Annotated in this window: 16 protein-coding genes; 11 read left to right on the forward strand and 5 right to left on the reverse strand. The window is 45.0% G+C overall.

Going from position 1 to position 12,916, the window contains the following annotated elements; all coding sequences use genetic code 11:
* Window positions 1–18: 18 nt before the first annotated feature.
* Entirely contained in the window at window positions 19–630 is a 612-nt protein-coding gene (locus tag JW727_02305) for a hypothetical protein (GenBank protein ID MBN2094855.1), read from the reverse strand.
* Window positions 631–802: 172 nt separating this feature from the next.
* Here JW727_02305 and JW727_02310 point away from each other — a divergent pair, with 172 nt between their 5' ends.
* The 4 genes from JW727_02310 (at window position 803) to JW727_02325 (ending at window position 4,941) form a co-directional block, all read left to right on the forward strand.
* Window positions 803–1,156 (forward strand): hypothetical protein, encoded by a 354-nt coding sequence (locus JW727_02310; GenBank protein MBN2094856.1) that lies wholly within the window; start codon window positions 803–805, stop codon window positions 1,154–1,156.
* 62 nt (window positions 1,157–1,218) lie between these two features.
* Window positions 1,219–3,111, forward strand: coding sequence for a hypothetical protein (locus tag JW727_02315; GenBank protein MBN2094857.1), 1,893 nt, complete (start codon window positions 1,219–1,221; stop codon window positions 3,109–3,111).
* Between the two features lie 391 nt (window positions 3,112–3,502).
* The gene (locus tag JW727_02320) at window positions 3,503–4,189 is read left to right on the forward strand and encodes a hypothetical protein (GenBank protein MBN2094858.1); all 687 of its coding nucleotides are present in this window, start codon (window positions 3,503–3,505) and stop codon (window positions 4,187–4,189) included.
* The gene (locus JW727_02325) at window positions 4,186–4,941 is read left to right on the forward strand and encodes a nucleotidyl transferase AbiEii/AbiGii toxin family protein (protein ID MBN2094859.1); all 756 of its coding nucleotides are present in this window, start codon (window positions 4,186–4,188) and stop codon (window positions 4,939–4,941) included. The genes JW727_02320 and JW727_02325 overlap by 4 nt, the downstream gene beginning before the upstream one ends.
* Window positions 4,942–4,950: 9 nt before the next feature.
* Here the strand turns inward: JW727_02325 and JW727_02330 are convergent, their stop codons facing one another.
* Complete coding sequence (locus tag JW727_02330) at window positions 4,951–5,220, reverse strand: hypothetical protein (GenBank protein ID MBN2094860.1); 270 nt, start codon at window positions 5,218–5,220, stop codon at window positions 4,951–4,953.
* Window positions 5,221–5,355: 135 nt separating this feature from the next.
* On the opposite strand from JW727_02330, the gene JW727_02335 reads away from it, so the two are divergent.
* Together JW727_02335 and JW727_02340 are read left to right on the forward strand one after the other, a co-directional pair.
* Complete coding sequence (locus JW727_02335; GenBank protein MBN2094861.1) at window positions 5,356–6,186, forward strand: hypothetical protein; 831 nt, start codon at window positions 5,356–5,358, stop codon at window positions 6,184–6,186.
* Window positions 6,187–6,361: 175 nt separating this feature from the next.
* Window positions 6,362–6,571 (forward strand): hypothetical protein, encoded by a 210-nt coding sequence (locus JW727_02340; GenBank protein MBN2094862.1) that lies wholly within the window; start codon window positions 6,362–6,364, stop codon window positions 6,569–6,571.
* 45 nt (window positions 6,572–6,616) lie between these two features.
* On the opposite strand, the gene JW727_02345 is transcribed toward JW727_02340, so the two are convergent.
* On the reverse strand, window positions 6,617–7,876 hold the full coding sequence (locus JW727_02345; protein ID MBN2094863.1) for a glycosyltransferase family 4 protein: 1,260 nt from the start codon (window positions 7,874–7,876) through the stop codon (window positions 6,617–6,619).
* Window positions 7,877–7,949: 73 nt separating this feature from the next.
* Window positions 7,950–8,393, reverse strand: coding sequence for a transcription elongation factor Spt5 (locus JW727_02350; GenBank protein ID MBN2094864.1), 444 nt, complete (start codon window positions 8,391–8,393; stop codon window positions 7,950–7,952).
* 106 nt (window positions 8,394–8,499) lie between these two features.
* Between JW727_02350 and JW727_02355 the strand changes: the two genes are divergently transcribed.
* Window positions 8,500–10,074: a hypothetical protein gene (locus JW727_02355; protein ID MBN2094865.1), complete on the forward strand. Its 1,575-nt coding sequence runs from the start codon at window positions 8,500–8,502 to the stop codon at window positions 10,072–10,074.
* 34 nt (window positions 10,075–10,108) lie between these two features.
* Window positions 10,109–11,074: a tRNA (adenosine(37)-N6)-threonylcarbamoyltransferase complex transferase subunit TsaD gene (gene tsaD / locus JW727_02360; protein ID MBN2094866.1), complete on the forward strand. Its 966-nt coding sequence runs from the start codon at window positions 10,109–10,111 to the stop codon at window positions 11,072–11,074.
* Between the two features lie 6 nt (window positions 11,075–11,080).
* On the opposite strand, the gene JW727_02365 is transcribed toward tsaD, so the two are convergent.
* The gene (locus JW727_02365) at window positions 11,081–11,545 is read right to left on the reverse strand and encodes a nucleoside deaminase (protein ID MBN2094867.1); all 465 of its coding nucleotides are present in this window, start codon (window positions 11,543–11,545) and stop codon (window positions 11,081–11,083) included.
* Window positions 11,546–11,621: 76 nt separating this feature from the next.
* Here JW727_02365 and JW727_02370 point away from each other — a divergent pair, with 76 nt between their 5' ends.
* The 3 genes from JW727_02370 to JW727_02380 are packed head-to-tail and all read left to right on the forward strand — an operon-like array spanning window position 11,622 to window position 12,874.
* Window positions 11,622–11,909 carry a hypothetical protein gene (locus JW727_02370; GenBank protein ID MBN2094868.1) on the forward strand — a complete coding sequence of 96 codons (288 nt, stop codon included), beginning with the start codon at window positions 11,622–11,624 and terminating at the stop codon, window positions 11,907–11,909.
* 44 nt (window positions 11,910–11,953) lie between these two features.
* Entirely contained in the window at window positions 11,954–12,322 is a 369-nt protein-coding gene (locus JW727_02375; protein ID MBN2094869.1) for a translation initiation factor IF-5A, read from the forward strand.
* Window positions 12,323–12,328: 6 nt separating this feature from the next.
* Entirely contained in the window at window positions 12,329–12,874 is a 546-nt protein-coding gene (locus JW727_02380; GenBank protein ID MBN2094870.1) for a 2-oxoacid:acceptor oxidoreductase family protein, read from the forward strand.
* The last annotated feature ends 42 nt before the right edge of the window (window positions 12,875–12,916 follow it).

Consider the following 12,916-nt stretch of genomic DNA (forward strand, 5'->3'; position numbering starts at 1 on the left):
GAATATGGCTATTGACCTTCATAACATTTTTCTAAGGAAATCAGTAGCAGTTAGCAAAATGATTGACCCCAGCATTATTGAAAACACTACAAGCAAAGAGTTAACGCTCAGTCCGTAGAATAGGGATGCATTGCAGAATTTATTTTCGGTGAGAATTATTCCTAAGACAGAAATTAGTATGAGACCCACTATCCAAACAAATAGTTTTTGGACGGTATCTTTCAGTTCACTTTCCGTAGTCTTTAGATAAGAATGTAGGTCTATCCAGCCTTTGAGAAATCTCTTTATTTCGGGATCATTTTTCTGCTTTGACATTTTAGCCAGAATCTTCAATAGATCTACTTTTTTGTTTTGCGGTCTGTAAGATTGGGTGATTTTGACTACATCAACCCACCAGGATTTCTGACGTTCTTTTATTTCTGAGATCTTGAATATGAAAAACGTGCCAAATAAAGCTAAAAACGTGATAAATCCCTCTATAAATGATCCGTATAGCCAATAGGCTGCTTCAGGCCCTATAGTTAAAATTTCTGAGGATATAAGGTAAGTAAAAGTAAGAGCAAGCAAGACTGATAGGAACACCTCTGGAGACCCTAGTTTTTTCGTTAAGTTTTTTGTGAATTTTATCATAACTATACTGAGCCATATCTACTCTTTAAAGAGTTTGGCTTGAGAGTGTATGGTAAGGGTTTTGTAGTACATATGCCCCGCTAGTGCTGAAAAACTCCTTTTTTAACAGTTATGTTTATGGACCAAGAAGTCATGCTCGAAGAGATTTGGATAGGCAACAGGGTGTTTAGTTATGAATGATGTAGAGAAGTTCGTATCAGAAACTATAAATCAAATCAAGGCCGCTCTGCCAGAAGGATATATCCTAAATGGCAACTTAGATTTTGAGGTATCGGTTGCAACTACACAGGGAAAAGGCGGTAAAATTGACTTGAAGTTGGTTGGATTAGGTGATAGTTCAGATACCCAAAAAGTTCAAAAGATTAAGTTTTCTATAGTTGATGAAAGGGCTCAAAAGAAAAACCTGGCTCAGGTTTCTCTATTTATGAAAAGGATCATGGAGGATCTCGCCAAGGTAGATTCTTTGCAGAATACACCCTCATTGGATTACAAGGAGAAGGCCAAACCTGCCAATAGGAAGGGCTGACTAGCTAACTTCTACAGCGTCTTAAGTGAGTGTCTAGCTATATTCTGTAAATTCATAATACTATGAAGGATGACATAACCTCAAAGTATGAGCATAAAGCAGATGATCTTTTTGGGACATTAGAGATACTTAGAATAATTTTGGATTTAGATAAATTCCAGGCCTGGTTTAGCAAATCATACCAGAAGGATACTAGCGTATTGCTTGAAGGGTACAAATTATTCCTGGAAACCGCACTTCGGACTTTCTTTTACGAAATAGACTCTGACTGGTCTTTGGGATTGAAGGAAGACGCTATATTCTATCGAGCAGGTCATAGGGGAATTAATCTGGACAAAATCCCCAACACTTGTGAAAAAGTAATTCTGATTAAAAATCTGGATAGTATGCGTAGAGATATTAGAAACTCAAGAAATTTTGATGAACTCTATCCATTAACCCAGAAGGTTAGGACTGAGTTGTTAGCCAGGTTTGTGCCAATCTATGATATGTTTGTTGAGGATAATCTGGGTTTCGGAAAGGATAATGCACTCAGGTATGCTGCGATGTTTCAAGCGCTAATCTTCTTCTCGGATACTTCTAAGAAGATACCCAAGGGTTATTATTTATTCTCACAAGTTGAGAGTCTTACGCGAAAGCAGTACAATGCTAGCTTTGAGGGATACAAATACACCCTTCAATTCTTGTGGGAATCATTATTAGAGAAAGAATCCAAGCCTGAGTTCATTTCCGAAATGATAACTGCAAAAGATTGGTCTATAGATTTAGACGTAGATTTCGAGAAGTTAGACGAATCTTTAGAAGCGCTAAAGGAGTCTCCTGGAGAAAGAGAAGACCTCGATAGTTATTTTGGGAGAATAAATGAAGGCCTCATTAAACCCTTGGAGAAAAGATTAAAATTTAAGTTCATTTCTCAGACGTTACTTTCCATTAAAACGAAGCCCCCCAAAGAGATATTTGGCTCTTTGCTAAATGTGCCTAAAATGGTGGAGCTAAGTGAGCAAGAGAAACTGAACTGCTTTCTTCTTTGGTATCCTATAGATTATCGTGATTCCTCTAAAGGGGGAGTCTTTAATGGTTCTTTAATGCTTATGTCCTTGATTGCAGGCTTTTCTGAAATAAAGGTCATGGACAACGTAGACTCTAAGGTTCAGGTCTGTAAATTCATACATCCCGTTGGATGGGCAAAGGATAAAAATGATTATAGCTATGGCATTTTGATTGAATCTTATGGCACATTTGGTTCAGATTTTTCTGGGTGGATTATGTTCTATGATTGCTGTGGAGATTATTCTGGATTTTCTGGAACCGAACATATGCAAATAGAAGCTATAATCGATTCCTATAAAAAACAAGGCTTAGTAGAGCTTAGGCAGATGACTATCGGCAAGAGTAGGCTTAGGAAGTATATTGCTAAATCAGTTGTAGGTGAGATATCTACTAAGATAGAGAACGAACTTGAGAAAACTTCTACGAAGAATAAAGAGCTATCGATAGTAAAGGATGCAAGAGGTTTGGTTAATGAATTATTCTCTTATTATATCCTCTCAAAACGCGATGGCTATGATGTGGATTGGAATGTTCATGCATCAGGCAAGCAGATAGATATTCGTTTAGAAAACGATGCTGAGGTTCTTTTGATTGAGTGCAAGGTTGACCCAAATAACCTGGACTTGGGTGATGAGCTACAACATCTTAAAGAGAGATTATCTCGGACTGATACTGAGAAGAAGAAACGAGGTATCTTTTGGTTTTGGGCTAAGCCTAGCGATATAACTATTGATCGGATTGAAAAAGAAGGGTTTACCTGTGAGATTATTAAGAATCTCATTCAGAAAGATAGGCATATTAGTAAAAAGAAGCTGGATACTTTAAGATATGTTCTCAATTACAAGGGAACTGCTGATAGGGAGGATTCCTTTGATAGTGATATGGGGATTCCTAGATCGATGTAGCTTTCTCTATTGATAGCTATGCTAATTGCCCCCGTTATTGGCTAATCACCACCGTTGCCCATCAATTGAAAAAGCGGTTACAACCTCACTACATTTTGCTTGCTATCGTTTCCAAAACTCTGCTAATTCTTTGTAGGGTGGGTCTTCTCCCACTTAGATTTGTTGCTTTGTCTTATCACAGCTCCCCCTTAAAACCACTTTCCTTTTCTTTCCTCCTCACCGTCTCACTCCCTTAAACAATCCTTCGGGTGCATGAGGAAATCAAAGCTTTGGATCTCAAGGGATTTGCAGCAGACCTTGGGGATTTTCCGGGGCAAATGGCTGGCTTTTCTTAAAATCGTACACCAAAATTATCAAAAATGATAATTTTAAATACCTGAAATAAGATATTATGGATACCGTGACAATTTTGAGAAAGCTGGAGTCCAGGCCGGTTTTCAGGGTTCAGGACATAGAGCGGCTCTGCAACTGCGACAGATTATATGCAAGGCAGGTTCTCCACCGGCTTAAGGAGAAGGGGCATATAAGAAGGGTGACCGAGAACGCCTATACGACAAGCGATGACATTTACGCGATAGCAAGCAACATAGTAAGCCCAAGCTACATCTCTTTTTTCTCGGCTTCCTATTACCTTGGATATACCGAGCAGATAGTCATTTCAGTGCAGGTTGCAACGACCGTGAGGAAAAAGGAAATCCGCTTTGAGCATTACAAAATAGAGTTTGTGCCGATGAAGCACTTTTTTGGCTACAGGAAGGTCAGCACGCCGAAAGGAGATACCTTCGTAGCAGAGGACGAAAAGCTTCTTATCGACTTGTTCTTGAAGCCGCAAAAGGCGGGAAACTTCGATGAAATAGAAAAGGTTTTCGAGGAGTCAAAAATCGATCCCGCAAAGCTCACTCAATACCTCAAGAGGGTTGGCAGCCAGTCGGTTACAAAGAGGGTGGGCTGCCTGCTGGAAAAGCTTAAAGGAATCGACCTGTCTAAGGAATTTTCCCTTGACAACAACTATGTATTCCTCAACCCATATTCAAAAAAAGGAAAAACCCCCATAAGCAAGTGGAGGGTAAAAGTATGATATCGAGAGAGGATTTGAGGGACTACGCAAGGATAAAAGGGCTTAACCTTGGGCAGGCGGAAAAAGACTATTTTCAAAACATTATACTTTTCATACTCTTTCAGGAGTATGGCAAAACACTTGTTTTTAAGGGAGGAACTGCCCTAAGCAAGTGCTACGGCTCTTCAAGGTTTTCGGAAGACCTTGATTTTACCTGTGGGGAAGATTTCAGGCAGGATATTCTGGAAAGGGGGCTTAGGAGATTTGGGCTGGAATATTCAGTGAAGTTGAGAGCTTATGCGGTTGGGAAAAAGCTGACCTTGAGGATAAAGGGCCCTTTGTATATAGGCACTCTTCCAAGCCAGTGCACGCTTATTCTGGACATAAGCTTCAGGGAAAATATTGTACTTACCCCGGAGATAATTCCCCTTGGCAGTCTCTTGAAAGAGATCCCCGGGTTTAGCGTTTATGTGATGGACGAAAATGAAATCTTTGCCGAAAAAGTGAGGGTGATAATGACAAGAGACAAAGCTCGGGACGTCTATGACCTTTGGTTTCTGCTGGGCAAGGGCATCAAGTTCGACTTTGGGCTAATAGAGAAGAAGCTCGAATACTACAAAGACTCTTGGAGCAAGGGAAAATTCATAAAGGCGGTGCAGGACAAGGAAAAAATCTGGAAAACCGAAATGAAGCCGCTTATCGAGAATGTCCCCGAGTTTAAGGAAGTTAAATCCCTTATAGCAAAATCTCTTGAAAATGGGCCTGCCGGGTAGAATTTGAATTTAATCGCATAGCTTCCCCTCAAAACCACTTTCCTTTTCTTTCCTCCTCACCGGCTCAATCTCATGCATGTAAACCATGCTTCGGGGATTGAAGGCGTCCCAGTTTCTTAGCTTCATTTCATAGTCGAGGACGACCGGGGCGGACAGGGCGAGGACAGCTATAACAATTGTCGAAAACAAAAAGGCCATGAAGAAGCTGTTGAGCATAGATGGCGCAAAGTACGGTGCGCCTTCAGTCAGGCCCCACAGGAGAAACAGGTAACTTCCCATAAAGAAAATTCCCGCCGGAAGAGCAACCCAAAGCCGCATTAATAGATGGAAGAAGCGATTAATAAACGCCGCGTGGGTTTGGCTATATAAGCTTATGGCTTTTGGGAGGTACTATCCTGTGCGGCCTCATATATTATGCCGCCCAAAGCCACCGCGCGCCTTTCAGGATTTTCTTGGCCTGAATATGCGCTTTTTCTTCTGCTTGTCCCCGCAGTGCTAGCCCTGGTTTACCTCCTGCCGGATGCAGCCAGGAGCTTTTTCATCCTTGACCTTCAAAGCCCCACACTTTCGACGATTTTTCTTTCAAGTTACACGCACTCCTCCTTAAGCCACCTTCTCGGAAACCTTTCCTGGTACCTGGCAATCATTTTTCTTGCCATGCGCCTCGAGCCGGACAGGAGGCGGTTTCTTCGCTTTTCGCTTCTTGCGTTTTTTGCCCTCCCCTTCATAAGCCACTATCTGGTTTCCATTATCCTGCCCTCGCTAAAGGGAACGTCCCAGGGCTTTTCCGCAATAGTTTCGGCGTACCTTGGATACCTCCTGTACGTGATTTACGATTACCTCAAAATAAACTATTTTCCAAAAATGCAGTTTTCGTTTCTGTACTTTCTCCTGTCCATAAATTTTGTAATCTGGTCGGCGGTTTACGGTATGTGGACCATTTTTTTCCTGATGGTGTTTTTTTCGCTTGCGCTCGCCTATGTAAACATTGAGGCAATATTGGAAGTATCGCGTAAGCTCCTCAGACAAAACGCAAAACTTGAAAGGACAAACATACGCAAGCGGCTTTTTGCTTCATTTGCAGCAGTCCTGCCGTTTTGCTTTTTCATGCTCGCGCCGCTCGACATAGTAAGCGGGGGAGTTTTGATAAACATTCTTGCGCACTACCTGGGGTACGTTTTCGGCGTCGCGTCAGGCGCAGCTTTAAGCTGGTTTTGCCCGGCCAATCGAAAAGCGCACTCTTGAAATTTTTCGCTTCGCCAGAATAGACACCGCACAGGATACATCTCATTGTAAATTTTTCCCGATACAGGGTTTCGTTTTTGTGCTGACTTGAAAGTATTGAACGAAAATAATATGCAGTATTACTTTTTGATTTTGTTTAAATACCGCCCAAAACTATTCTAAATGTGCTGAAAAAATGGTAGGTGAAGAAATACTCAGGTCAAGCTGCACTTCGGTAATCCTCGAGTGCAGGGAAAACAGCAGAATCGGGCTTGGCGACCTAAAGGCGGGCGCTCTCAAAAGCTTTGAGCAGATAGAGTCCATTGGCGCAGGCATTTCGGAAAAGCTTTCAAAGCTTAAGGTTGGAGACAGGGTTATTTTGACTTTCCTTACCGCTCCAGAGTAGTGGCTGCTGAAAATATTTTTTCTTTTTTGGAATTTTAATAGGGTGCTAAAACTCCGCAGATACCCGGCTTTTGCTTTCGACCGCTTTTCTGTAGAGGTAAAGCGTGTCTGAGGAAACCTTGTCTATATTGAAGATGTCTTCGGCGCGCTTTCGCCCAAACTCGCCCATAAGGGCGGCTTTCCGGTTGTCTTTTAAAATTTCATTTATCCCCCAGGCGATGTCTGAAGGGTTCCTCCCGTCGATGTGGATTCCTGTCTGCTCGTCGCCGTAATTTACGACCTGCTCCCTGAAGCCGGAGATTCCTGAGGCCCCTACTACGAGGGGCCGGGCAAGGCACATGGCTTCAAGAGACACTATGCCGAACGGCTCTGAAGTGCTAGGAAAAACACATAGGTCAGCCATAGCATAGTGGGCAATCCTTTCGTCTTCAGGCACGAACTCTGACCTTATCTTTACACGGTCCTCGATTCTCATCTTCTTTACAAGCCCGACAAGCTCTTCGTACTGCTCGCCCTTCCCAAGTATAACCAGCTTTGCTTTCGGGTGCTCCTTTAAGACTTCAGGAAAGCCAAGGACAAGGTTTCTTACGCCTTTTACTTCCGTGAGCCGCCCGACAAAGAGCACGACTTTTTCGTCTTCCTCTATGAAGTACCTTTCCTTTAGCGCTTTTACCAGCCCCCAGTTCACGTTGTCCGTGCTGTAATAGTCGGGGTTGCAGCCGTTCCAGACCACATTTATTTTCTTTTCCGGGTAGCCAAGGGAGATAAGGTGGTCTTTCATAGAATATGAAACCGTAATTATCATGTCGGATTTTTCAGCCATGTCGCGCTCGATGTTTTTTATTGTCTGGCTTCCATTTCCCACTCTTTGCTGCTCGGTCGAGTGCACGTGGAACACCACCGGGATGTCTGTTGTCTGCTTAATCATGATGCCTGCGGGGGCTGAGAGCCAGTCGTTTATGACGACAAGGTCATACACGCGCTTTTTTAGCATTTCGTTTACCAATTTTGTCGCGGAGAGGTAATTGTATGCAAAAATTTTGTTGAAAAACGTCAGGTGCTCGCCCCAGGCCTTTAAGTCCTCGTTCAAGACAAGCTTGAGGAAGTTTGTGCCTTCGAGAATCAGGGGCCTGTGGATGCCAATGTCGCTTACGCGCTCGTTTGTCCTGAGCGTTCCGTCATTGAGCGTGAAAACATCAATCTCATTTCCGGCGGCCTCAAGCTTTGGCACCATTTCCGCAGCATAAGTGCCAAGCCCGCCTACAAGCAGGGGAGGATATTCCCATACGAAGTAAGCAATCCTCATAACATTACTACCGAATATATAAAAGGGTGTAATCCGGAATCTATATTTAACTAAAGCTTAGTACTCCTCTTTGCTATGCCTTCTTGGATTTTTCGATTACCCTTACGATGCTTGTCGAGATGGTAAGGGGAATAGGCACAACTGCTTCCAGAAGCTCGATTGTAAGCTCCTTTTTGGCTTCGTTAAGCCGGACAATCCTTCCCTTTTCGCCCTTGAACGGGCCGCTGAGGATTTCGATTATGTCGCCAGCGTCAAGCTCTATGGATGGCTTTTCCTTTTCAAGGTATTTCTTGATGTCTGCAATCGTAACCGGCTTTTTAATTATGCCTTTGACGTGGGGGGCTCCGTAAATTGCCCGGTTTATGTCTTCCTGGTCTCCATCCAGGAACAAGTACCCTTTAAGCTCGTCAAGAAATATTATTGCGCTTATGTCGAGGTTTCGGATTCTTATCTCATCCTCGATATATTTAAGGGCAATTCTCTCCCTTCCAATGACTACTCTAATAGGTACTATCATAATAGTTTTCTGAATTTTATAAATAGGTGGTCTGGGGTGCTTTTGCCGGGCATTCTGGCGTTTTTTGGTCAGTGCGCCAAGGTTTACTTTAAAAAGGGCTATTTTTATGGACTACAAAAGCTACGTGCTAGCGTGCTTTTTGGTGGCGTTTTCTATGACGATTCTGGCAGTGGCAGAAGCTGCTGTATGCGATAGCGAGGGATGTACAGCGCAACCGTACTCACTAGCTGCTTCCAAATGCGAGCAAAATGGAGAGGCCTGCTGTTCTGCAAATGGGTGCCTGACGGCAAAGCTTGAATGCGCTTCCGGGAAAGTGCCTGTTTTCAGGGGCTGCAGCTCCAACTGCTACCCTGTGTGGGCATGTGTCCCATCTGACAGGAACTGCACTTCGGACAGGAACTGCACGGCCTTTGCTTCAACAACCGAGTGGGCTTTCTGCCAATTCCCTGAAGGAACTTGCGGCGGCGAAGGGGTATGCGTGACTGTAAGTAAGCAGTCGGGTTGCTCTCAGGATTACGAGCCGGTGTGCGGGTGCAATGGCAAGAGCTACTCGAACAACTGCACACTGATGCAGGCAAGAGTTTCACTGAACTACACTGGCGTCTGCAACAATTCACGGCTTTGCGCCAAGGAAGGCCAGCTTACAAGCGGCACAGTAAACAGCAACTATTTTTACGGATGCTGCGCCTCGCTTGAAGGCTTTGACATAAACGCGTCAGTAGGAAAACTGCTCTGCTACAATAAGAGCCTGGGCACTCCAGAGTGCAGGAATAACGGAACCCGCTCAGAGGGCTGGTACTACAGCACTGCGGGAACCCTTTTGAGGTACGACAACTGCGCGAAAGTGCAGGTGCCGCACTGCAAATCCGATTCCGACTGCAAAAATAATCCAGGGGATCACCCGAATTGCAATGGAGAGTGGGCCTGCATTGCGGGCCAGTGCATCTGGAGGTGCAAGTACAACCCAAAAAACTGCACCTCCTGCCTTGACGGAACCGCCTGCGGCCAGAACAACTCGAAGGGTCTGCAGTGCGTGTGCAAAGACGCAAACAGCGACGGCTCTAATGAGCAGTGCTCTCTCCAGTTCCCAAAAAGGACCTGCTCTGCCTGCTCTGACGGAACTGCCTGCGGAAGCAAAAACAGCAAGAACCGAACATGTATCTGCAGGGACACTGACAAGGATGGCCTGAATGAAATATGCGTCCTTGAGGCGCAAAAGTATACCTGCTCTGCCTGCTCTGACGGAACTGCCTGCGGCCAGACTAATTCAAAGGGCCTGCAGTGCACTTGCAGGGACGTCGACAATGACGGCTCAAGCGAGTTTTGCGCGCTTTTCAGGGTTCCAACCCCTTGCGAAAACTGCTCTGACGGGACAAAGTGCGGTGAAACAAACAGCAAGGGCCAGGTTTGCAGATGCTCAGAAAAGAAAAATGACGCCTACTACTCCTGCCGGCTTGTATACAGCCCCGGAAAGGCGCAGGATAGGCACTGCACTGCCTGCTCTGACGGGACCGCCTGCGGCCAGAAAAATAGCGCCGGCAATACCTGCATATGCGTAGATATCAACAGGGATAAAGGAAATGAGCTTTGCCGCACGGTTAAGGGCGATGTAGGCACTGCGAAGTCCTCATACACTCTGACTGAATTCCTGGACCTTTTGATGTCTTTGATTGGCAGGTAATTTTATTTTTGAATCTTTTTTTATCTTTATAGGTATGAGGGCACTAGGCATAGAGTCAACTGCGCACACGTTTGGAATCGGGGTTGCAGATGGTGAAACAAAGGAAATATTGGCCGATGAAAGAGTTTCTTACAGGCCTGAGTCGGGGATAATACCTGCCGAGTGCGCGAGATTTCTTAAGGAAAATTCTTCAGCGGTTCTTGAGAATCTTGAGAAAAGAGCGAACCTTTCTGAAATTGATATTGTGGCGGTTTCCGTTGGGCCGGGCCTGCCACCCAGCCTGTCTTTTGGGCTTGATTTTGCAAGGGGCTTGGCAAAAACTTTGGGTAAACCCCTCTACGGCGTAAACCACTGCCGTGCCCACATAGATGTGGGGGTATTTCTTACTGGCTGCACCGACCCGGTTGTCCTTTATGTTTCCGGAGGGAACACACAGGTAATCTATTACAATGATGGCTACCGGGTTTTGGGGGAGACCCAGGACATTGGAATAGGAAACGCAATTGACAAGCTTGGAAGAATCATGGGGCTTAAGTTTCCGGCAGGGCCTAAAATTGAGCAAATGGCAAAGAGCGGAAAATTCATTCAGCTTCCCTATTCTGTAAAGGGCATGGACCTCAACTTTTCGGGCATACTGTCGGACTGTGTTAGGAGACTTGGCTCACTGGATAAGGATTCTCTTGAGCAGGGATATGCTGACCTCAGCTACTCCTTTCAGGAGGTGTGCTTTTCCATGCTTACCGAGGTGACCGAAAGGGCGATGGCGGCGATGAACAAGCGCGAGCTTCTTCTGGTCGGTGGGGTTGCCCAGAACAGGCGGCTCCAGGAGATGCTTGAGCTGATGTGCGCTGAGAGGGGCGCCCGGCTGTTTGCAGTGCCAAAGGAGTATGCAGGCGACAATGGGCCCATGATTGCGGTTTCAGCTCTTTTAAGCCATAGGAAAAAGGAGTACGAAAACCCGGCTGACATAAGGCCCAACTGGCGGCTTGACCGGCCTTAAGGGCAGTTACTTGGGCTTAGAGGATTTTTCAAGGAATTGTTTTAGCAGTTTTGAAGACTTTTCTTTCTGGACGCCAGATAAAATCTCCAGGTCTTTTCCAATTCCATTTTTCCTGAGGATATCGAAGGTTTTCCTAGTCCCGTATTCTTTATGTTCTGTGCCGTATACTACCTTTTTGGCTCCCGAATATACAATTGCTTTAGCGCACATGAGGCAGGGCTCGATATTTGAGTAGATGGTGCAGCTTTCAAGAAATCTGGATTTCAATTTTCTGCAGGATTTGCTGATTGCAATAAGCTCTGCATGTGCAGTTGAATCATTTTTTGTTATCCCAAGGCTTCCCGATTTGGCAATGACTCTTCCCTGCTTTACCACAACGCACCCTGCGGGATAATCCCCCCTGGATAGGGCTTTTTGCCCCTCAAGATTTGCAAGGTTCATGAAGTAAAAGTCATCTTTCCGATCTTCCATAATATTCTTGAGGCAGCTTAGTTTTGCTTGGCATAAGCTTTCTTAAGTAAATATAACTCAAACAAGCCATTAAGTTATGGAAACGACAGTCAAGCGGATTGACACTGCAAGCTTTGCGTTTTCAATGGCAGTACTTCACGCAGTGCTTGGGCTTTTCCTTGGAATCCTGCTGGCGGCCTTTATGGCTGTGTATCTTCCAAGGGGCGCAGTATTTTACGTATTTCTGGTATTGCTCTACCCAATCCTGGGCTTCATTGGCGGATTTATAAACGGCGCAATATTTTCCTGGATATACAATTTCCTCTCAGCCAGGTATGAAGGGGTGAGGTTTCGAATAGAAGCGCCCAGGCGCCGCTTAGAGTGATTTTGCTTCTTTTTCTTATAAATTCTTAAAAAACAGTCTAGATTATGCCAGAAATGAGGGACCTTAAGGAGGGAGGATATGTATTGGTCGATGGAGAACCCTGCAAAGTGCTTAGCTTGGTAAAGTCAAAGCCGGGAAAGCACGGAGAAGCAAAGGCGAGAATTGAGGTTATCGGGATTTTTGACGGCAAGAAAAGAAGTGTTGTCAAGCCGGTTACAGGCAGCATTCAGATTCCCATGATTCTTAAGAAAAAGGCGCAGGTTGTAAGCGTACAGGGCGATTCTGTGCAGCTTATGGACCTTGAGACCTATGAGATGTTTGATTTGTCCATACCGTCAGGAAGGTCATTTAATGATGGAGACGAGGTCGTTTATATTGAAGTCGAAGGGAGGCGTGGCTTTCCTGACAAGTAGCTTATAATGAAGCAGGTTTCACCCGGCCTAGTTGAAGTTGTAATTTATGGCAGGGGCGGCCAAGGCGCCAAGACTGCGGGAGAAGTTTTGGCGGAAGCTGCAATTCTTGAGGGAAAATTCGCCCAGGCGTTTCCCGAATATGGCCCCGAAAGAAGGGGCGCGCCTACAAGGGCTTTTGTGAGAATCTCAGGAAAAGAAATCAGGACGCACGAGCCGATTCTAAAGCCCAATTATGTTCTTGTCCTTGACAGGACACTTCTTGGTCTTATCGAAACAAAGGACGCGGTTGGCATAATAAATTCCCCGGCAGCGGAAAACCACTTCAGGGAAAACTACACGATAGATGCCTCTAAGATTTCATGCCTTGCAATCGGAAAGGATGTGCCAAATACAGTCCTTGCCGGGGCATTTGCAAAGGTCAGCGGGGCGATAGGGCTTGATGCGCTTTTAAAAGTCACGGAAAAGGTTTTCGGAAAGAAGTTTGACCACACGATAATTGAGAAGAATCTCGGGCTTGTGAAAAGCGGATTTGAAAAAGTGGAGAAGGTTTAGTTTGCCTGCCGATACATTCAACAAGTTCCCTGGAGCCACGAT

Source organism: Candidatus Aenigmatarchaeota archaeon, from assembly GCA_016932615.1.
Taxonomy (GTDB): Archaea; Aenigmatarchaeota; Aenigmatarchaeia; order QMZS01; family QMZS01; genus JAFGCN01.

Excerpts from the sequence above, each read along its gene's own strand:
- JW727_02365 (MBN2094867.1), bottom strand. The coding sequence starts at position 11,545 with ATGGAAGATCGGAAAGATGACTTTTACTTCATGAACCTTGCAAATCTT.
- JW727_02370 (MBN2094868.1), top strand. The coding sequence starts at position 11,622 with ATGGAAACGACAGTCAAGCGGATTGACACTGCAAGCTTTGCGTTTTCA.
- tsaD (MBN2094866.1), top strand. The coding sequence starts at position 10,109 with ATGAGGGCACTAGGCATAGAGTCAACTGCGCACACGTTTGGAATCGGG.
- JW727_02335 (MBN2094861.1), top strand. The coding sequence starts at position 5,356 with ATGCCGCCCAAAGCCACCGCGCGCCTTTCAGGATTTTCTTGGCCTGAA.
- JW727_02380 (MBN2094870.1), top strand. The coding sequence starts at position 12,329 with ATGAAGCAGGTTTCACCCGGCCTAGTTGAAGTTGTAATTTATGGCAGG.
- JW727_02310 (MBN2094856.1), top strand. The coding sequence starts at position 803 with ATGAATGATGTAGAGAAGTTCGTATCAGAAACTATAAATCAAATCAAG.
- JW727_02325 (MBN2094859.1), top strand. The coding sequence starts at position 4,186 with ATGATATCGAGAGAGGATTTGAGGGACTACGCAAGGATAAAAGGGCTT.
- JW727_02315 (MBN2094857.1), top strand. The coding sequence starts at position 1,219 with ATGAAGGATGACATAACCTCAAAGTATGAGCATAAAGCAGATGATCTT.
- JW727_02305 (MBN2094855.1), bottom strand. The coding sequence starts at position 630 with ATGATAAAATTCACAAAAAACTTAACGAAAAAACTAGGGTCTCCAGAG.
- JW727_02340 (MBN2094862.1), top strand. The coding sequence starts at position 6,362 with ATGGTAGGTGAAGAAATACTCAGGTCAAGCTGCACTTCGGTAATCCTC.
- JW727_02355 (MBN2094865.1), top strand. The coding sequence starts at position 8,500 with ATGGACTACAAAAGCTACGTGCTAGCGTGCTTTTTGGTGGCGTTTTCT.
- JW727_02350 (MBN2094864.1), bottom strand. The coding sequence starts at position 8,393 with ATGATAGTACCTATTAGAGTAGTCATTGGAAGGGAGAGAATTGCCCTT.
- JW727_02320 (MBN2094858.1), top strand. The coding sequence starts at position 3,503 with ATGGATACCGTGACAATTTTGAGAAAGCTGGAGTCCAGGCCGGTTTTC.
- JW727_02330 (MBN2094860.1), bottom strand. The coding sequence starts at position 5,220 with ATGGGAAGTTACCTGTTTCTCCTGTGGGGCCTGACTGAAGGCGCACCG.
- JW727_02345 (MBN2094863.1), bottom strand. The coding sequence starts at position 7,876 with ATGAGGATTGCTTACTTCGTATGGGAATATCCTCCCCTGCTTGTAGGC.
- JW727_02375 (MBN2094869.1), top strand. The coding sequence starts at position 11,954 with ATGCCAGAAATGAGGGACCTTAAGGAGGGAGGATATGTATTGGTCGAT.